This is a genomic window from Streptococcus sp. CM6, assembly GCF_000526095.1.
GTDB classification, from domain to species: domain Bacteria; phylum Bacillota; class Bacilli; order Lactobacillales; family Streptococcaceae; genus Streptococcus; species Streptococcus oralis_BW.
The window spans coordinates 41046-60112 of sequence record NZ_JATS01000009.1; the positions used below are offsets into that span (position 1 = coordinate 41046).

Annotated in this window: 18 protein-coding genes and 1 pseudogene; 10 read left to right on the plus strand and 9 right to left on the minus strand. The window is 39.3% G+C overall.

Annotation, left to right across the window (positions count from 1 at the left end; all coding sequences use genetic code 11):
• Window positions 1-122: 122 nt before the first annotated feature.
• The 4 genes and pseudogenes from HMPREF1516_RS02590 to HMPREF1516_RS02605 form a co-directional block, all read right to left on the minus strand.
• Window positions 123-752 (minus strand): ABC transporter ATP-binding protein, encoded by a 630-nt coding sequence (locus HMPREF1516_RS02590; RefSeq protein WP_033605734.1) that lies wholly within the window; start codon window positions 750-752, stop codon window positions 123-125.
• Window positions 749-2857, minus strand: a complete 2109-nt coding sequence (locus tag HMPREF1516_RS02595; RefSeq protein ID WP_033605735.1) for a bacteriocin-associated integral membrane family protein — start codon at window positions 2855-2857, stop codon at window positions 749-751. The genes HMPREF1516_RS02590 and HMPREF1516_RS02595 overlap by 4 nt, the downstream gene beginning before the upstream one ends.
• A gap of 54 nt (window positions 2858-2911) precedes the next feature.
• Window positions 2912-3190, minus strand: a pseudogene (locus HMPREF1516_RS02600) (lactococcin 972 family bacteriocin); the annotation flags it as partial.
• 189 nt (window positions 3191-3379) lie between these two features.
• The gene (locus HMPREF1516_RS02605; RefSeq protein ID WP_033605736.1) at window positions 3380-4000 is read right to left on the minus strand and encodes a hypothetical protein; all 621 of its coding nucleotides are present in this window, start codon (window positions 3998-4000) and stop codon (window positions 3380-3382) included.
• Between the two features lie 572 nt (window positions 4001-4572).
• On the opposite strand from HMPREF1516_RS02605, the gene HMPREF1516_RS02615 reads away from it, so the two are divergent.
• Entirely contained in the window at window positions 4573-5436 is an 864-nt protein-coding gene (locus HMPREF1516_RS02615; RefSeq protein WP_033605738.1) for a helix-turn-helix domain-containing protein, read from the plus strand.
• A gap of 51 nt (window positions 5437-5487) precedes the next feature.
• Here the strand turns inward: HMPREF1516_RS02615 and HMPREF1516_RS02620 are convergent, their stop codons facing one another.
• Window positions 5488-6093: a LysM peptidoglycan-binding domain-containing protein gene (locus HMPREF1516_RS02620; protein WP_033605739.1), complete on the minus strand. Its 606-nt coding sequence runs from the start codon at window positions 6091-6093 to the stop codon at window positions 5488-5490.
• A gap of 241 nt (window positions 6094-6334) precedes the next feature.
• Here HMPREF1516_RS02620 and sdaAB point away from each other — a divergent pair, with 241 nt between their 5' ends.
• From sdaAB to HMPREF1516_RS02635, 3 genes are read left to right on the plus strand one after another with little or no spacing between them, the layout of a single operon-like run.
• Window positions 6335-7006 carry an L-serine ammonia-lyase, iron-sulfur-dependent subunit beta gene (gene sdaAB / locus HMPREF1516_RS02625; RefSeq protein ID WP_033605740.1) on the plus strand — a complete coding sequence of 224 codons (672 nt, stop codon included), beginning with the start codon at window positions 6335-6337 and terminating at the stop codon, window positions 7004-7006.
• An 8-nt stretch (window positions 7007-7014) separates the two neighbouring features.
• The gene (sdaAA, locus tag HMPREF1516_RS02630) at window positions 7015-7887 is read left to right on the plus strand and encodes an L-serine ammonia-lyase, iron-sulfur-dependent, subunit alpha (protein ID WP_009729627.1); all 873 of its coding nucleotides are present in this window, start codon (window positions 7015-7017) and stop codon (window positions 7885-7887) included.
• A gap of 21 nt (window positions 7888-7908) precedes the next feature.
• A complete protein-coding gene (locus HMPREF1516_RS02635) occupies window positions 7909-8538 on the plus strand; it encodes an HAD hydrolase-like protein (protein WP_033605741.1) in 630 nt (209 codons plus the stop codon).
• A 95-nt stretch (window positions 8539-8633) separates the two neighbouring features.
• Here the strand turns inward: HMPREF1516_RS02635 and HMPREF1516_RS02640 are convergent, their stop codons facing one another.
• Window positions 8634-10484, minus strand: coding sequence for a polysaccharide biosynthesis protein (locus HMPREF1516_RS02640; protein ID WP_001035719.1), 1851 nt, complete (start codon window positions 10482-10484; stop codon window positions 8634-8636).
• Between the two features lie 75 nt (window positions 10485-10559).
• Entirely contained in the window at window positions 10560-11390 is an 831-nt protein-coding gene (locus HMPREF1516_RS02645) for a glycosyltransferase (RefSeq protein ID WP_001114311.1), read from the minus strand.
• Window positions 11391-11611: 221 nt separating this feature from the next.
• Here HMPREF1516_RS02645 and HMPREF1516_RS02650 point away from each other — a divergent pair, with 221 nt between their 5' ends.
• From HMPREF1516_RS02650 to HMPREF1516_RS02675, 6 genes are all read left to right on the plus strand, one after another.
• Window positions 11612-12778 carry a CynX/NimT family MFS transporter gene (locus tag HMPREF1516_RS02650; protein WP_033605742.1) on the plus strand — a complete coding sequence of 389 codons (1167 nt, stop codon included), beginning with the start codon at window positions 11612-11614 and terminating at the stop codon, window positions 12776-12778.
• Window positions 12779-12981: 203 nt separating this feature from the next.
• On the plus strand, window positions 12982-15093 hold the full coding sequence (locus HMPREF1516_RS02655) for a DUF2971 domain-containing protein (RefSeq protein WP_050595432.1): 2112 nt from the start codon (window positions 12982-12984) through the stop codon (window positions 15091-15093).
• A 155-nt stretch (window positions 15094-15248) separates the two neighbouring features.
• Window positions 15249-15575 (plus strand): PadR family transcriptional regulator, encoded by a 327-nt coding sequence (locus tag HMPREF1516_RS02660; protein ID WP_033605743.1) that lies wholly within the window; start codon window positions 15249-15251, stop codon window positions 15573-15575.
• Window positions 15562-16155 (plus strand): DUF1700 domain-containing protein, encoded by a 594-nt coding sequence (locus tag HMPREF1516_RS02665; RefSeq protein ID WP_033605744.1) that lies wholly within the window; start codon window positions 15562-15564, stop codon window positions 16153-16155. The genes HMPREF1516_RS02660 and HMPREF1516_RS02665 overlap by 14 nt, the downstream gene beginning before the upstream one ends.
• On the plus strand, window positions 16148-17077 hold the full coding sequence (locus HMPREF1516_RS02670) for a DUF4097 family beta strand repeat-containing protein (RefSeq protein WP_033605745.1): 930 nt from the start codon (window positions 16148-16150) through the stop codon (window positions 17075-17077). The genes HMPREF1516_RS02665 and HMPREF1516_RS02670 overlap by 8 nt, the downstream gene beginning before the upstream one ends.
• Window positions 17078-17139: 62 nt before the next feature.
• Window positions 17140-18102, plus strand: coding sequence for a DUF6574 domain-containing protein (locus HMPREF1516_RS02675; protein WP_033605746.1), 963 nt, complete (start codon window positions 17140-17142; stop codon window positions 18100-18102).
• Between the two features lie 84 nt (window positions 18103-18186).
• Here HMPREF1516_RS02675 and HMPREF1516_RS02680 read toward each other — a convergent pair whose 3' ends face one another.
• Together HMPREF1516_RS02680 and HMPREF1516_RS02685 are read right to left on the minus strand one after the other, a co-directional pair.
• A complete protein-coding gene (locus HMPREF1516_RS02680; RefSeq protein ID WP_033605747.1) occupies window positions 18187-18486 on the minus strand; it encodes a cysteine peptidase family C39 domain-containing protein in 300 nt (99 codons plus the stop codon).
• Window positions 18479-19060: a hypothetical protein gene (locus HMPREF1516_RS02685; RefSeq protein ID WP_033605748.1), complete on the minus strand. Its 582-nt coding sequence runs from the start codon at window positions 19058-19060 to the stop codon at window positions 18479-18481. The genes HMPREF1516_RS02680 and HMPREF1516_RS02685 overlap by 8 nt, the downstream gene beginning before the upstream one ends.
• Window positions 19061-19067 lie beyond the last annotated feature (7 nt).

The following is a 19067-nucleotide window of genomic DNA, read 5'->3' on the forward strand; positions in this document are numbered from 1 at the left end:
AAGGTTATTATATGATATATTTTTGCACATAATAAGATTATTTATACTGTTTGATTTTTTAAAAATACAATTGTCCAATTACAGGTAAGATGAAGAGATCAACGAACTCTCCACATTCTCTTTCACAATTCAATAACTCGATGGCATTGTTGAGCCACATAGGCATCGTGGGTAACGATAATGACCGTTTTCCCTTCCTTGTTCATATCTAAGAGAAAGTTCAAAACCAAATCTCGATTTTCAGGATCTAGAGAACCGGTTGGTTCATCTGCTAAAAGGAGCTGACTGGGTTTTAAAATGGCTCTAGCAACTGCGATTCGCTGCTGTTCCCCTCCAGATAACTCTGAAACCTTTTGATGTAGAGTTGATGGCAACCCCACTCTCTCTAAAATTTCTTCTATCTTTTTGACTTTGTCTTTCTTGGACAATTTCACATACTTTAGAGCAAGCATGAGATTATACTCTACCGTTTCATTGGCAATCAGAGCAAAATTTTGAAACAGATAAGAGATATGTTCGCGGATAATCGCTTGCGACTTAACAGAATTGACAGGTACATTTTTCTGACCGAAAATTTCATAATGCCCACTGTAATCGCCATCTATCAAACCCAATAGATTTAACAAGGTCGACTTGCCACTACCACTTTTCCCAACGATGGCAACTAAATCTCCTTGGTTAATTTTTAGAGATAAGTTCTCCAAAATAACTTTTTTCCCAATGGTTTTCGTAACATTTTCCAACTTTATCATAAGTGATCCCCTTTCAATAACTGCACTACATTTCTTTTTTCCATCTTAGAGCCCAAGAAAAGTACAAACAAAATATCTAAGCCTGTAAATCCTGCGAAAAGTAGGAGCGGGAAAAGTGCCTGTGTAAAGAATAGCAAAACCATAAAAGGAAGACTATAAACGGCTAATAGAAGGCCCAGCAAGGAACGATACCGATCTATCAATTTCCAACCCATAAACTTCTTGGTAATAATATCTGTTCGCTTCAACAAGAAAGTTGTTACTAGTAAGAAGTAGGAAATCATCATACTAAGAAGACCAACCAAAGCAAAGAGTATGTTGAAATTCCGAACAGCATCCCTATAAGAATCTACTTTATCTTGTTGAATGGCTTGAATAGATGAAAATTTTAAATAATTCCCATCTGATAATTTCTCAACTAACGCTGTCACCTCTTTTTGGTGTTGAGCCGTATTTTCGATTTTAATCGGGTTATTTAAACCTGTTGTTGACAGGCGAGCTTTTTCATCCCACATCATATCAGAATCATTGACCAAGCTAATAATTGGATTGTAGAGATTTTCCTTTCGCTTATCACTATATGGAAAGAACGACCAATCTCCTTCATAATAGGCAATCTCGACATCCATCTCCTCTATCGTTCGTTTTTGCTGCTCTTCATACTTCATCGAAAGATAGGCAATTAATTTCCCCAAGAGCTGATTTTTATCTTCTTCACCTTTCGTACTTGCTGGCATCAAAATAACTTTTTTTGCGCCGGTATCTGGTAACTTGAATCCCTGACTTTCTAAAAAATGACGATTGGCATAGTAAACAGTTAGCATATCAGCCAGTTGATACCGTTGCACTTGTTCTGCAGTGGCAAAATTTTTTATAGGCAGGTTGCTAGTTTGCACATAGCCCGCCTGCGTTTTTTCTACCAAATCCTGATAAAATCGATAGAAATAATCTACTGCCTGCCCTGAGCCTGCCAACTGCTCTTGCCACAAGTTATCATTGAGTTGGAAAGTTTCCAAGGTCAGATAATTTCCTTGACTGATCCACTGTTTCTGGTAATCCAACTCTTTGTTTTCTTGCTCCAAACTTTTTCCTACCCCAACTAGCAAGACTGTCAGTAAAATGGTAGTTCCAATTTTCATCAAATAATTAAAGAGTAAACCAAATTTGAAAGATGAAAAACTTTTCAGCAGAGAGCTGATTGTCATTTTTTGGATCAAGAGATAGGTCAACCAACTGATAAAGAGATAAAGTTGCAAAAGCAAAAAATGCGACAACCATAACATAGGGAACAAATTTTTTGGCTTGTAATCAAGCAAGAAACACACTCCTAGATTGATCACAAGCGCCCCACCTAGGAGGAGGTAGAGGTTGCCTTTCACAACATCAGCTAAAACAGCCCGATCTTGAAAACCAAGTAATTTTTGTACTCCAACTCTTTTCATCTCCATCATCGGTTGATACACTGTCACTAACACAAGAAGTAAAATAGCCAAGACAAAAACAATGGCAGATAAAAGCAAATCTCGATTTATGACTTCCACTGCACTTTTATAGGTCGGCTCTAGCAAGGTAGCCTGGTCTATCTTGAAAAAATCGCTCCATTTCTGTACAATCCTATCCTTGTCCATCTCTTGTGTAGAAGTTATCGTATAGCGACCATTTAAACTACGAGATGTATCCTTGATATAGGTTTGAAAAGTCATAAGCTGAATAGGCTTGGCTTTTAGAAAAGTCGGAATCGTACCAAGTTTATTGGAAATTTCTTTATTACTGTAAACTCCCTCACCATCTGTGGTAAAATCAAGAGAAGAAATCCCAAACTCTTGGTAGGGGAAGGTATCTTTATCAAAAACACCAGACTTGACCACCTCATCACCACTGTCTGTTTTGATGATGGAAACTTTGTATTCCTTTGATACATCCTCAAAAAATCGAAGTACAGATGCTGCAGGTTCGTTAATACCTTTCAAATACAAATCCAAAGAATCTACAGTCTTTCCCATTTCCCGAATCCGCACCACTTCTTGTGTGTAGTTTATATTAAAAACAAAAAAAGTGGTACACAAAAGCAGGAGTAACATACAGAAATTACTGATTTTTTTCATAAAGATATCTCCAATAAAGTTCTCCCTCTCCTAATAGGAGAGGGAAAATTCCACTTAAAATCCATAGAAATATTCTAATCCTGTTGGCGGAATCTTTGTGAGGGAAGCTTGAGCCCAAACCTAGGGAGCTTCACGCTCCTTAGAGATTCTACTACCATGTCGGACCGTTGCTGTATGAGATCGAGTAGAATGTAAATAATCAGAATATCCAAAAGTTCCTGTCCAACCTACTCCATAATTCCATTGACCACCATCAACCCATACTGCTAAAGCATTTGTAGTAGCAAGCAAACCGCATGCCATTACGGTTGCTACACCATTTTTTTCATATTTGCTTCATATTATACAGTATTTTCAGAAAAAAGATAGAATTATTCATTTGTAAACATCGAAGTTCTGTTCTTTAAACAAGATTGATTATAACATTTTTTGAAGAATACAAGGGAGTCCCATATTGACTCCCTTGATTTGAAAAATATTTTAACTATTATCTTTATTCTTAAAACTAGAAATTGTAATATATTACCACATTCGTTTGATTTCTTCTCTATAAGCGACCTTATATCTCATTGCTGCATCATAGTAAAAATTGTAACAGTATTTGTAAAATTGATACCCTTTTCGATAGTATCTGTTTAGTTTTACATACATGCCCGGAGCTCCTTGTCCTAATAAGGCATCTAATATTGAACCAATACCAATCGCAGGGGTTAAATAAGGGATTAGAGAAGAAATAACACCTAGCAATACTGTACGACCTCTATTTTGAAAGTCAATATTATAAGTATGTGTATCAAGATAATACCAAGTAGTAGCTGATCTCGCCATAACAGGCTGTTCAGTTGACTGCTCTTCATCTTTACTTACTTGAACCATACTATCAAATTCATCTGAGGTTAATTCTAAGACCCCATCAATAAAAACATTGTGTTCGTCATCAATATATACTTTTGACACCGTTCCATCTTCGTTTGTGATTGCTAGATTATGTGAATCTACAACACGAACATACGACGGATTGGATTGAAAATCAGACGTTGTCAAATTAGATTTGCTATTCATAGCAGATTCTAAAGCTAAAGCCGTTGGAGAGAATATATTAAGAAAAATTATGGTCAAAAGAAACAGAGAACATTTTTTCATTTTGCAAACCTACTTTTTTATAAAATATTTAATGACAACATAACTAATAGGGAATGTTAACAGTATCAAAAATATAATTTGAATCTTATAAATATCTGGTTGAAAAAATGAAATATAACAACCCGTCAACAACAATCCCATGAAAACGACACCAAAAATAAAATCAACTATATAGTCATTTTTATTTCTTTTCAAAAATATCACCTCCTAGCACTATACAAATCTAACACCAATTGGCTAATGATAGCACATTACGTCTCTATATGTCGTAAGCTCCCTCCTCTCTTGATTAAATAACTAGCGCATTATATTGGCCAATTCCACGGAAACTGTGAAGCTAAGGTGACCAAGAATGCAAAAAAGACCAAAAAGCGAAATACTTTTTTATCCATAATGTTTCTCCTATCTTTTTATAGCTATATTATAACTCTTTTTCTTAACGCCAAAGATCTTTGTTTGCTTTTTCACAAAATTATCTTAGATCTTTATTTTACTTTTTCTGTCTTTATGATACAATATTTTTAATCAATTTCTATTTTTTGTTAACTTTTTTCACAAATAAGGAGGAAATCATGCGCTACGATTTTGGAAATGTTTATAAAGAAATCCGTGAGTCAAAAGGGTTAACTCAAGAGGAGGTCTGTGGGGATGTTCTCTCAAGAACCAGCCTATCAAAAATCGAAAGCGGGAAAACAACTCCTAAATATGAGAATATGGAGTTTCTTCTCCGACAAGTCAATATGAGTTTTGAAGAGTTTGAATATATCTGTCAACTTTATCAACCAAGTCAACGCACAGAAATTATGCAAACCTATCTCAATATGAGCTCAATCCTAGGGACTAGTGAACTCGAAAAACTATTTCAAAAATGTCAAGACTACCTCAAAACTCACCACGACCTCCCTATAAAAGAGATAAGAGATATGCTAAAAATTGTTATCTATATCCGCCAAAATGGGACTAAAAAACTGTCAATCGAAGTTAACAATACTGTAAAGAAGCTATGGAAGAAGATAGAAAAGCAGGACACTTGGTACGGGAATGACTTAAAAATCCTCAATACCATTCTCTTTACCTTTCCTATAGAACATATCCATCTCATCACTGGAAAAATCTTGCAACGCTTAGAAGTCTATAAAGACTATCAACATTTATATGACTTGCGAATGGCAATCCTACTCAACCTCTCTACCATTTACTTATACAATCAAGATAGAAATATGTGTAAACAAATATGCTACACTTTACTGGAGGATGCCAAGAACAAGAAAAGCTACGATAGGCTTGCTATCTGCTATGTCCGTATTGGGATTTGTACGCATGATTCTAAACTTATCCAAAAAGGATTCTCCCTTCTGGAACTAACCGATGAAACCTCCATGCTATCTCATCTCAAAAAAGAAGTAGAGACCTATCATCAACCAAAGGAAATATAAAAAAGTCGAGGGATTTCCTCGACTTTTACATATTTTTCTGTTAGCTAGTTCTTAATACCAACCGTTGTTAAGCCAGAAGTTCTTGGCAGCTGTCCATGAACCGTAACGTCCTGCAACGTAGGCATCTGCTACACGTTCTTGGTTTTCAGCTGAGTAGTCACCGTTCAAGTATGAATCTGTCAATTGGTAACGTCCGATGTATTGGCCGTTTGTAGCTGTGTAGCTACCACCTGATTCTTTTTGAGCGATCCATTCTTTGGCTTCTGCTTCAGAACCACTTACAGTAGATGTTGCTACAGTGTTGCTTTCTGCTGCTGGTGCTTCATAAGTTGTAGTTGCAGCTGGAGCTTCTTCAACTGTTTCTGTAGCTACTGGAGCTGTTTCTTCCGTTGTTACTGCTGGAGCTGCAGTAGAAGCTGTTCCTTCGATGACCAAAACTTGGTCAACATAGATAAGGTGAATATCTTTGATGTTGTTTTTTGCTGCTAATTTTTCAGCAGTCGTGTTGTACTTCTCAGCGATTTCTGAAAGAGTATCACCTGATTTAACAGTGTAAGTTACAGTTTCTTGCGCAGAGGCAAGAGCTGGAGCAAAGAAAGCAAGCAAAGCTGCTACTCCTGCGATAGTTGTTTTGATTTTTTTAGTTGTTAATGACATATCTAAAAATTCTCCTTCCATTGAATACATCTATGATACCTTTTAAATGTTACCGTTGTTTAACGGTTATATGTAGAAATATTACAAAAATGTTTTATATTTACCGTTTTAAGGAGCGTTTTGTCACAAAAGACCTTATTTTATACTATCTTTAATCATTTTAAGCTTTTGATAAGGGAAATAAGCGCAGAGGTCCATTCTTTGATATAATAGATATAAGAATCTTTGTAAGGGGAAACAGATGCAATCACTTCGTTTTCAATCTGTCTTTGATATTATCGGACCAGTCATGATTGGCCCATCAAGTAGCCACACAGCTGGAGCTGTTCGTATTGGGAAAATCGTCTCCTCCATCTTTGACGATACGCCAACAGAAGTCGAATTCCAATTATTTAATTCATTTGCCAAGACCTACCGTGGTCATGGAACTGACCTTGCTCTCGTCGCTGGTATATTAGGTATGGATACGGACGATCCTGACATTCCAAATAGCCTAGAAATTGCCCATAAACGTGGTATCAAGATTGTCTGGACCATTCAGAAAGACAGCAACGCTCCTCACCCAAACACCACTAAAATTACTGTGAAGAATGAACACAAGTCCATCAGTGTGACAGGAATTTCCATCGGTGGAGGAAATATCCAAGTTACGGAGCTTAACGGCTTTGCTGTCTCTCTCAACATGAACACACCAACCATTATCATCGTGCATCAGGATGTTCCAGGTATGATTGCCCATGTTACTGAATCCCTCTCTCGTTTCGATATCAATATCGCTCAGATGAATGTGACTCGAGAAAAAGCTGGAGAAAAAGCCATTATGATTATCGAAGTCGATAGTCGAAGTTGCGAAGAGGCGATTGAAGAAATCCGAAAAATCCCTCATCTCCACAATGTCAATTTCTTTAAGTAGGAGGAAGCATGTTTTATTCTATCAAAGAATTGGTCGAGCAAGCAGATATAGACTTCCAAGGAAATGTCGCCGAACTCATGATTGCGACAGAATATCAATTAACCGGTCGAGAACGGCCAGAAGTTCTCCTCCTCATGGAACGCAATCTAGAAGTCATGAAAGCCTCTGTTGAGCTCGGTCTCAGTGAAAATAAATCCCGTAGTGGCTTAACGGGTGGCGATGCTGCCAAACTAGACCGCCATCTCAAAAGTGGCAAGGCCTTGTCTGACTTTACCATCCTATCAGCAGCCCGTAATGCCATCGCGGTCAACGAACACAACGCTAAAATGGGTTTGGTCTGTGCCACCCCAACCGCAGGAAGTGCTGGTTGTTTGCCAGCCGTTCTCACTGCCGCTATCCAAAAATTAGACCTTAGCCACGAAGAACAGCTGGATTTCCTCTTTGCTGCTGGTGCCTTTGGATTGGTTATCGCAAACAACGCCTCTATCTCAGGTGCTGAAGGTGGCTGCCAGGCCGAAGTCGGCTCTGCCTCTGCCATGAGTGCCGCAGCCTTGACCTTGGCTGCAGGTGGAACCCCCTATCAGGCTAGCCAAGCCATCGCCTTTGTCATTAAAAATATGCTGGGTCTCATCTGTGACCCTGTCGCTGGTTTGGTTGAAGTTCCTTGTGTCAAACGAAATGCCATGGGAGCCAGCTTTGCCTTTATCGCGGCAGATATGGCCTTAGCAGGTATCGAGTCTAAGATCCCTGTCGATGAAGTTATCGATGCCATGTACCAAGTCGGATCCAGCCTCCCAACTGCCTTTCGTGAAACGGCTGAAGGTGGACTCGCAGCCACCCCGACTGGTCGTCGCCTACAAAAAGAAATCTTCGGAGAATAAGCTTATCTACTAGGAGAAATCATGCCCTCTATCTCAGCTATCTTTTTTGATCTAGACGGAACTCTGGTTGACAGTTCCCTAGGGATCCACAATGCCTTTACCCATACCTTTAAAGAGCTAGGAGTTCCAAGCCCTGATGCCAAAACCATTCGTGGTTTTATGGGACCGCCACTTGAAAGTAGTTTTGCAACGTGTCTTCCCAAGGAGCAAATCTCAGAGGCTGTTCAAATCTACCGCTCTTACTACAAGAAAAAAGGAATCCACGAAGCGCAGCTCTTCCCCCGAATGACGGAATTGCTTCAAGCACTTTCACAAAACTACCCTCTCTATATCACTACAACAAAGAATACTCCTACTGCTCATGATATGACTAAAAATCTGGGAATCCATCATTTCTTTGATGGCATTTACGGCTCTAGTCCTGAAACGCCACACAAGGCGGATGTCATCCGTTACGCCTTACAGACGCATCAACTCCCTGCAGACCAAGTCCTCATCATTGGGGACACCAAGTTTGATATGATTGGAGCCCAAGAAACTAGCATTAAAAAGTTCGCTGTTACTTGGGGATTTGGAGAAGAGGCTGATTTACTCAGCTATCAACCTGACTGGATTGCCCGTACCATTGACGATATCATTAAGCAACTATAAATAATACAACGATTTGAAATTACAGAGTAAAAAGGCCAAGGTCCTGTACAAACAGAACCTTGGCCTTCTATTTATAATTAATTGGTTGGACACTCTTACTCAACGTGGGTTGTCTCATTTGCAAAGGAAATAATCGCTTCTTTGAGCTCATCTCCGCTGAGTGAACGGAATTCTTCAATCTTTTGATCAATGGCTTCTAGAGGCATGACGTTAACCTTACCAACGAAAATCTTATCCATGACTTGGTTATCAACCAATTCGGTCGAAACCAAGAGTTCTTCGTAAAGTTTTTCGCCTGGGCGAATACCGACTTCAACGATTGGAATTTCACTTTCTGTGTGCCCGCTTAGAAGGACCATTTTCTTAGCCAAGTCGTAGATCTTGACCGGTTTGCCCATATCAAGGATAAAGACTTCTCCGTCCTTAGCATAAGCACCAGCATGGATGACCAGACGGCTAGCCTCTGGAATGGTCATGAAGTAACGTGTCATACGGAAGTCTGTCACCGTTACGGGACCGCCTTCAGCAATCTGACGTTCAAAGACAGGAATCACGCTACCACGGCTACCGAGAACATTCCCAAAACGAACTGCACAGTAGGTTGATTTGCTACGTTGGTTAAAGCCAGTGACAATCAACTCTGCCACGCGCTTAGTCGCACCCATAACATTCGGTGGATTGACCGCCTTGTCAGTCGAAATCATGACCATCTTAGGTACTTTGGCCTCATCAACAGCCTTGGCAACATTGTAGGTCCCGAGGATATTGTTCTTGAAGGCTTCTTTTGGATTGCGCTCCATCATCGGAACGTGTTTGTGGGCTGCAGCATGGTAGATGATTGCTGGTTTATACTGTTCAAACACTTGTAAAAGACGATCATAATCCTGAATATCTGCAATGACAGGAACATAATCAATCCCTTGGAATTTACGAATCAACTCATGATAAATAAGGTAGATTGAATTTTCACCATGTCCAAGCAAGACGATACGCTCTGGGTTGAAGCGGCTAATCTGGCGACAAATCTCCGAACCAATCGAACCACCGGCTCCTGTCACCAAGATGGTCTTACCTGTAATTTCTGCACCCAGACGTGATTCGTCAAGGCGAATTTCCTGACGGCCCAAAAGGTCTGTGATATCAATTTTTTGGAAACCACTACCTGATTGATGTAATCCTTGAACAACTGTCTCAACTTTAGGCATCTTGTAACATTTGACACCTAGTTTATTACACATCTGCAAGATACGTTCATACTCTGATGGATCAAGCGAAGGGATTGCTACGATAACACGCTCGATTTGGTGACGTTTGGCCAATTCAGGTAGATTGTCATAAGAGCCTAGAACTGGGATTCCACCTAGTTTTTGCCCTTTTTTCTTTTCATCGTTGTCCAAAATCCCCACTATCTCAAGCTCACTGGTTGGATGTTGGTAGCTATTCATAAAGAGGGCACCACCATCTCCCGCACCAATCAAGAAGGTACGACGATGCTCTCCATCTCCACTACCCTTTTTACGTTTGGAATAAATCAACTGCCAGGTGATGCGAGGAAGCAAGATGAGGAAGGTACTCAACAAAATGAAGAGCACGATGAAACGGATTGAAAATAATGGAAGAAAGGCATAGCAGATTCCATAAGAAAGAACACTACTGAGTGTCACTCCAAAAAAGATTTTCATAAAATCCGTAATCTTACTGTAGCGACTAATACTAGCATTCAGCCCCCAAAATGCAATTATGATTTGATAGAGAAGGAAGGCTAAAAGAGTGTAGATCACATAGTCCACAGGCGCAGGATTTATTAGGCCGTAAAACAAGATATAAGACACGATGATGGAAACCACCATACTCAGAATATCAAATATCCCCCAAAATACTTGTTTTTGCTGTTTATTTAAAATTTCAACCAGATCAATCACGTAATCTGTTAGTTTTTTATTCATAGGAATTTACTCCCCCTTAAAAGAGTCAAATGATACTATTGTTATGATAACCCGAATCGTTCAATCTATCAGGTCTTACTTGCTCTTTCTTAAAAGTTTGACAAAGATAAACTGACGTACAAAACCTGGACAAAGTGCAACAATTGCCTGAATGAACATACTTTTAGCATATTCTATGTAAGAAATTTGCCCTCGCTCCAGCATCCGTTGGCGAGCCTGACGGTAGAATTTAAGGTAACGCAAGCCACCTCGACGCTCAAACATCCCGGCACCTACACGAACCTTACACAAGATTTGATCTAGGTTGCCAGTCTTGGCACCTGCCGTAATCATATTGAGCCAAAGGAGATCATCCTCCATGTAAAGCCCGTCTTCGTAGTTGCCCGCCTTGAGGACCATGTCCTTTTTGAACATGACTGTCATATGGTTAAAGGCGCTTCTCATTCTCTGATAAGCCACAATGTCTGCGTGCTGAGTTGGAACACGACGATAAGACACAATCTCATCTGGATTATCAATAAACTCTGCAATCTGCCCACCTAAGAGATCGAGATTTTCTTTCTCCATTAATTGAAGCTGTTTCTCAAAACGATCCGGAACGGCTAAATCATCCGTATCCATGCGGGCAATAATGTCATGCTGGCACTGCAAAACACCGTAACGAAGAGCCAAGCCTAAACCTTGATTTTGCTCTAAGGGGCACCGTTTCACTGGAATGTCTGACTGAGCTTCCACTTCATCTAGCACCTGATAGAGCTCAGGCGTGAGGGGCCCATCCTCAACAAGAACAAGTTCACTCGGTTTCAAGGTTTGATTTTGAACACTTTTGATAGCATCTCTCAAAAACGTCGGGCTTTCCTTTACATAGACCGACATCAAGACGCTGATTTTTTGCTTTTCAGGCACCGTTTTTCTCCAATATATAGATTTCCTTCCACTATTTTATCACAAATTTTCTCACTTTCCTATTTTTATATCAAATCAAGGAAAATTCTAGTAAAGAAATGTATCTCCTTTCACTCTATTCTCGCTTAAATCAATCGAACTTTCTTAGCTGTCATTACTTGACATTATATAGGAAAAACCTTAAAATAAGCTGTTAATAAAATCATCTATTCGAGGTTTTTATGAAAAAACAATCACTCTTTTTTATCCTAGGAATTGTCTTAATCGGGACTGTTTTACGCTCTCCTTTCACTGCTCTTCCAACCATTTTAGGAGATATCGCTCAAGGACTAGGAGTGGAGGTTAGTTCTCTTGGGATTTTAACCAGTCTCCCTCTCTTGATGTTTGCTCTTTTCTCTGCTTTTGCGAGTCGCTTGGCACAAAAAATCGGGTTGGAACATCTCTTTACTTACTGTCTCCTCCTCTTAACTGTTGGCTCTGCCATTCGGATTTTCAATCTTCCCCTTCTCTATCTAGGAACTCTGATCATCGGAGCGAGCATTGCCATTTTCAATGTACTCCTCCCAAGTATGATCCAGGCAAATCAGCCTCAAAAGATTAGTTTCCTAACAACTCTCTATGTCACTGCCATGGGGGTTTCAACGGCCATCGCTTCTTATCTTTCGGTCCCTATCACTCAAGCTAGTTCTTGGAAGGGCCTCATCCTCGTGCTCAGCCTTCTCTGCTTGGTCACTCTGCTAGTCTGGTTGCCAAATCATCGCCACAACCACCACCTAGAAGGCCAAAAAGAAAAGCAAGCCAAAGAAAATATTCTAAAAAGTAAAGATGTCTGGGCCATCATTATCTTTGGTGGTCTTCAGTCCTTGTTCTTTTATACAAGCATGACCTGGTTGCCAACTATGGCTATTAGTGCTGGTCTTTCTAATAGTGATGCGGCTCTTCTGGCTTCTATCTTCTCGCTGATCAGCATTCCTTTTTCAATGACTGTTCCAAGTCTGACAACTCGTCTGTCAGATGGTCATCGTCGAATCATGCTGGCAATTATCTCTATCGCTGGTATGATAGGAATTGCTATGCTCTTGTATCCAGCCAATAATTTCCTCTACTGGTTAGTCGTCCATCTCTTGATTGGAACGGCCTGTAGCGCCCTCTTTCCTTATCTCATGGTTTGCTTCTCACTTAAGACCAGCTCGCCTGAAAAGACTGCGCAACTCTCAGGTCTGGCGCAAACAGGGGGCTACATCTTGGCGGCCTTTGGTCCTACCTTGTTTGGTTACAGTTTTGAACTTTTCCAATCTTGGGTTCCAGCTGTCCTTGCCCTTCTAGTCATCGATATCATCATGACCGTCTCGCTCTTTATGGTAGATCGGGCGGATAAGATTCTTTAATTCTTCTAAAATCCATCACAGCTATAAACAATGCAAAGCCAGACTCTGTCTGGTTTTTTAGGCGTTTCTATCAAGAAAAAGCACCATCCATCTGTTAGCAGAAAGGTAGTGTTTTTGATATAATAAGATGTATAGAAACTAATTGTCATGCGAAAAATAAATTAGTTTATAAGATAGCTACTATTTTAAGCGAGGTGCATAGAATGGATGAACAGAAATACAATTTGGATCAAAGTAAAGCAGATTTAGATAAGCTCTTTGACTTATCAACCAAGGAGACAGATAAGACTGCCTGTGAAGCTCTAGCAGAAAAAGCAAGAAATATTTATGAACAATATCCTGAATCAGAAGACATTGCGTTGCGGTATGCTAGGATTTTGGTTAATTTATCAACCAAGCAAACTGAGTTGAAAGAACTAGAGGCTACTGTCGAAAAATTAGAGAAATTACAGCAACAATTCCATAAATCACATGATATAGCAGAAGCATTTGCTAGGATTTTGGTTAATTTATCAACCAGGCAAACTGAGTTGAAAGAACGGAAGGCTACTGCTAAAAAATTAGAGAAATTACAGCAACAATTCCATAAATCACATGATATAGCTTTGCCGTATGCCATGATTTTGGTTAATTTATCAACCGAGCAGACTGAGTTGAAGGAACTCGAGACTACTGTCGAAAAATTAGAGAAATTACAGCAACAATTCCAGGATTCGCATGATATAGCTTTACGTTATGCCAGGATTTTGTTCAATTTGTCAACCAAGCAAACTGAGTTGAAAGAACTAGAGGCTACTGTCGAAAAATTAGAGAAATTACAGCAACAATTCCAGGATTCGCATGATATAGCAGAAGCATTTGCTAGGATTTTATTCAATTTATCCACCGAGCAGACTGAGTTAAATAAACTCAAAACCACTGCTAAAAAATTACAGGAATTGCATGAACATGAACCCTTCCGAGAATCTGAAGAAATTGCTTTTATATATGGTATGGTCTTAGCAAGCTTATTTAATCATCAAACGGAGTTAGATGAACGTCTTCAAACCAAAGAAATAATTGAAGATCTCTATGAACAATTCTCCAACTTTATGTTACAAAACTTTGATGACCTATTTTTTCGTGATGATAATGTTTGTAACAGTGTTGCTTATAAACTATTCAACTTTATCCTAAGGGAAGGTCTTTTAAAGAATACTAAATATGCTATCTTACAAAAATGGGCAGATTGTTATAAAGAAGACTCGATTGAACTAAATAACTTGCTATCAATTTATCAACTTGTTCAGAAAATCAAATATCAACTGGGATTAAAAGACGAGGATAAAAATCAGGTGCTTAAATTCGGCCATTACACCAAGGGAAGCACTCTCCAAATTATGTTAGATCAAGAGGAGAATGAAAAGAAGAAAGGTTATTTTTCAGTATCTGGAAAAACTCGCCTGTATAATGCAAATTATATGAATGATCCTGAGGAAGGAATCGTCATAGAACAGATGTTGGGCTTAGATAGACGAGATGTTTTGGAACCAAGCTCCTGGTTTTTAATGAGTTTTACTAGTAAAACAGATGACCTAGCCATGTGGTCTCAGTATGGTGATGACGCTAAAGGTGTTTGTCTAGTACTTCGGGAAGATGATTTTTCAAGATTTACTTCCTTCAATGATGTTTCTTGGCGTCAAGAAAAAAACTTTTTAGAATTCTCTGATAAGATGTATTTAATGAAATCTGAATTAGATAGTGGTTTTGAAAGATCTATCTCTCGGAATGAAAGCGAAAATTCAGTCAATGCAGTTAATGGCGAAGGAACTGAAACGAATCCTGAAGAAAAAGATAGTGCTTCAAAAGGAAATGTAGATTATCTCTACCGAATTGCCTATGTTAAAAATATACGTGAAGATATAGAACTTGAACAAACCGAACTATTTGATAGGTCCGAAATAAAAGATTTAGAAAGCTTATTGAATAGTTTAAAAGAAAAACTAGATATCGGTTCAAAAGTCACGGAGGAGAATTATCAAGATGCCATCTCTGAATGTATCGAAGAAATCCGCTACTTATTTAAATCTGTCGATTACAAATATGAAAACGAACTTCGTATCTTACGCTATGCGAACCTAGACCCTAACAATAAGGAAATTAAAATTGATAAAACTTCTGGAGTAGGTAAACTTTATGTAGAGCGAAAAAATTCAATTCAAATCGGTGAAGTCATTTTCGGTCCTAAGTTTCCGAATCCTGAGTACGTGACTCCTTTATTGAAACTTTTGGATAAGAAAATTAAGTATAAGAAATCTACGATAAAATTTAGATAAAGGCTGATAAAATCCCTTAAACTCCTAATTTTTACTAGGAGTTTTTTATATGTAAAATTTTTACACATATTTCTTGACAGGGCTTTCATTTTGAGATACAATATATTTGAAAAGAGTATATATAAAATTTTTATATAATATAAAGGAGGTTTCCCATGTACTTCCCAACATCCTCTGCCTTGATTGAGTTTCTCATCTTGGCTGTACTGGAGCAGGGGGATTCTTATGGTTATGAGATTAGTCAAACCATTAAGCTCATCGCCAATATAAAAGAATCTACGCTCTATCCCATTCTCAAAAAATTGGAAGCCAGTGGCTTTCTGACCACCTACTCTAGAGAGTTTCAGGGGCGTATGCGCAAATACTATTCCTTGACCAATCGGGGCGTAGAGCAGCTCGTTACTCTAAAGGAAGAGTGGACGCTCTATACCGACACCGTCAACGGCATCATAGAAGGGAGTATCCGCCATGACAAGATCTGACTATCTGACTCAGTTAGAAACCTATCTCAATAAACTGCCTGAAGCTGACCGCATCGAAGCTATGGACTACTTTAAGGAACTATTTGACGATGCAGGCCCAGAGGGCGAAGAGGAACTCATTGCCAGTCTGGGAACACCAAAAGAAGCTGCCCATGATGTCCTCTCTGATCTTCTCGATAAAAAAGTCAATGAAGCCCCTGCTCAAAAGAATGACCGTCAACTGCTACACATTGCCCTCCTGGCCCTGCTAGTAGCTCCTATCGGAATTCCGGTCGGGATCGGCATCCTCATTGCTATCATCGGTATTATTATCGCAGCCGTCTCCGTCATTTTAGCATTCTTTACCGTCTCTGTAACGGGTATCCTGCTAGGTGGACTTTTTATCGTAGAGAGCTTTAGTGTCCTAGTCGAAGCCAAATCTGCCTTTATCTTGATTTTTGGGGCCGGTTTGCTTTCTATCGGAGCTTCTTCTCTTGTTCTACTAGGTATCTCCTATGTAGCTCGTTTCTTTGGCCTCCTGGTCGTCCGCTTGGTGCAATGGATTCTTAAAAAAGGAAAGAGAGGTGACAGACATGCGTAAATTGACGAAAGGATTTCTCATTTTTGGTGTGGTTTCCACGATCCTCGGTTTTATCATGATCATTGTAGGCGCGCAGTCCAATGGTATTCAAAGTTTGCTTGCCATGTCAAAAGACCCCGTCTATGACAATCGTATCGAAGAAGTAACCTTTGGAAGTGAAGTGGAAAAACTTGATCTAGCCCTTGAAGAACACAGCCTAACCATCACAGAGTCTGTAGATGACAAGATCCATATCACCTATCATCCTTCGGTGTCTGGTCGTCACGATTTGACTACTGGTATGAGTGACAAAACACTGAGCGTCACTGACAAACAAGCCTCCCAACATCGTTTTCTCGGTTCAGGAATCGAAAGCCTACTTCGTATCGCCAGCAACTATTCTAATCGTTTTGACGAAGTCGTTCTCTCCCTACCCAAAGGAAGAAAGCTGCAAGCTATCACCGTCTCAGCCAATCGTGGACAAACTAATATTCGTCAAGCCAACCTTGAAAATGCAACCATCAAAATAAAAGGCTATCTCTTAAGACTAACAGAAAGTTCTATCAAGAACAGCACATTAACGGCACCTCATATCATCAATATCTTTGATGCCGAATTGACAGATAGTCAGGTCAAGACGGAGGGAGCACACATCTATGCTGAAAATATCCAAGTTCACGGCAAGGTCGAGCTAGAGGCTTATTCAACTCTACAACTCATTCTCTCCCAGAAAGAGACCGACCGTATCAATCTAGAAATTTCTTCTCAGCATGGTGGTATCTATCGTCAACCCAAAGAAGAACATCGTGGACAAAAAGAGAATGTACTTGCCAACCCTTATAAAACGGAAAAAGCAGATATCAAGGACCTACTCATTGCAAAAGCCAACCAAGATATCTACCTACCAAAAGAAGAGTACTCTTCTCCATCTAGAAACCATTGACAAAAACGCTTTCATCTGCTAATCTAAAAATAGAAAACGATCATAAAAAAGGAGGTTCCACCATGACACAAGAATGGTTTGAAAGCGCCGATCTTGAGAAGAAATCAGCTCAGACGAAATCAGAAATCCAGCCCGACGAGCCTGAGACTTCAGAAACTGTGGAAGCTGAACCACAAGTAAGCGAAGAAACTTCTGTCTCACCTAAAGAGTTGGAAACGCATGAGGAGGAAGCTCCCGAAATGATTGAGGCAACCCAAACCGAGGAAGAGGGAGAAGGGAAAGCTGAAGAGGAACACAAGCAAGAAAAACCTGCAAAAGAGAAAAGTATCCTCAGCAAGGCTTTAGAAAGCCCCTATATCCCAGATATTGACCCTCGTAAAACAGCCAGATTCAAAGAAGAAATCACACTGTTTTGGACTTGGCTGCTGGATGCTATTCAAGAACCAACTGCCAGCAAGACTAGGGACCAAAAGCATCGTTACAGTGTCTTTGGCCTGCTCACTTTGCTGTCTTCTATTAATCTTTTCTTTAGTATCTATCATATCAAGCACCTCTACTATGGCTATATGATTTCTATTGCTAATAGTTCTCCTAACCAGCTTCCACCTTTAGATCTCTTTGCTGGACTTTCTATCTTGGTCGCTAGCGCTCTGTTTTACTTTTCCATCATTTTGGGAGGCTTTACTGTCCGACGTGTGCTGGATCAGGAGAGTGACTTCACATTCCAAGAAGCCTTTGATCGGTATAGCAGACTCTTTGCTATCCCACTTGTCCTAACAGCTCTAGCAAGTTTCTTTGCACTCTTTGGTGGCTTACGATTTGCTGGCATCCTCACTCTTCTAAGCATGGCCATCTTTGCCCTTGGAAATCTCTTTGTGATTAGCAAACCAAGTAAGACCAGTAGCCTTGACCCATTTTATCGTTTCTTGCTAGCTGTCTTACTTGATGGCGCTATTCTCGTACCCTTCTTCATTGCAGAGCTCGCGCTGACAGTGGACTACCTTCGCATCCTGACATTCTTTTAACCAAAATCCCTGCCATTTGTTAATGACAGGGATTTTTATGTTTACTCTTTTTTGAACAATGTCTATTCGATGCTTGCCAATCCTTCAAAATCTTGTCCTAGGATGGGTTTTATTCCTAAAGTTCAGTAGTATGATAACATTGCTATGAAACTCGTTATTCCAAATATTTTGCAAACTAGGAGTGTCAATTTGATAAGAATCCGCATCAATACCATAGCTTTTTAATACATCTTCTATTTCAAACAAAGACAGTCCTTGGTGATTATTATTATCAAATTGTAGACTATCTAAATGTTCTAATTTGGGGAAATAATAAGAAATGATTGTCTTTACACAAGCCATTCCACAGTCCAGCAAAGTTGCTTGTTTATAGTGACTAACCATTATTTTCTCCTTTTTCAACACTTATCTTACTATAACCATCAACTTCAATGACGCTATTCGAAGTTTGATTTGTGGTAGGAACCCTTAAAATTTCCCCGGTATTATTTGTATGCAAAGTATAAATCCCATCAAAATCTTTAGGAACTGTAATAGATACATCGCCAACAAGAGTATCTATAAATATTTTTTCGAAAGTAGTATTTTTTCCTAAGGAAATAGTTACATATAACTTGTCTTTTCCTTCTGAACTCAGAGCCAAATTAAAACCATGTTGTGAAAATGGTAGATATAGACTATCTGAACTCATTTTAACGTTTTTAGATATATTATTCGCTGATTCTTCGGAAACTTTTCCTTCTATTTGAACACTTGTTTCATCTGATTCACTCTTGACAACTTTAACATCAATTGCTTGCTTTGAGCCATAAAACTCTAACGTTTTAATACTTTTAGAAGAGAGAGTCCATGATTGTTTCAAACTGATTGTTGTCTCTCCTCGTTTTAAGGTTAATAAAATTCCAGCTACTACAAACAGTAACAACAGCCCAATTACAATTCCTATTTTTTTCATCATTAGTCCT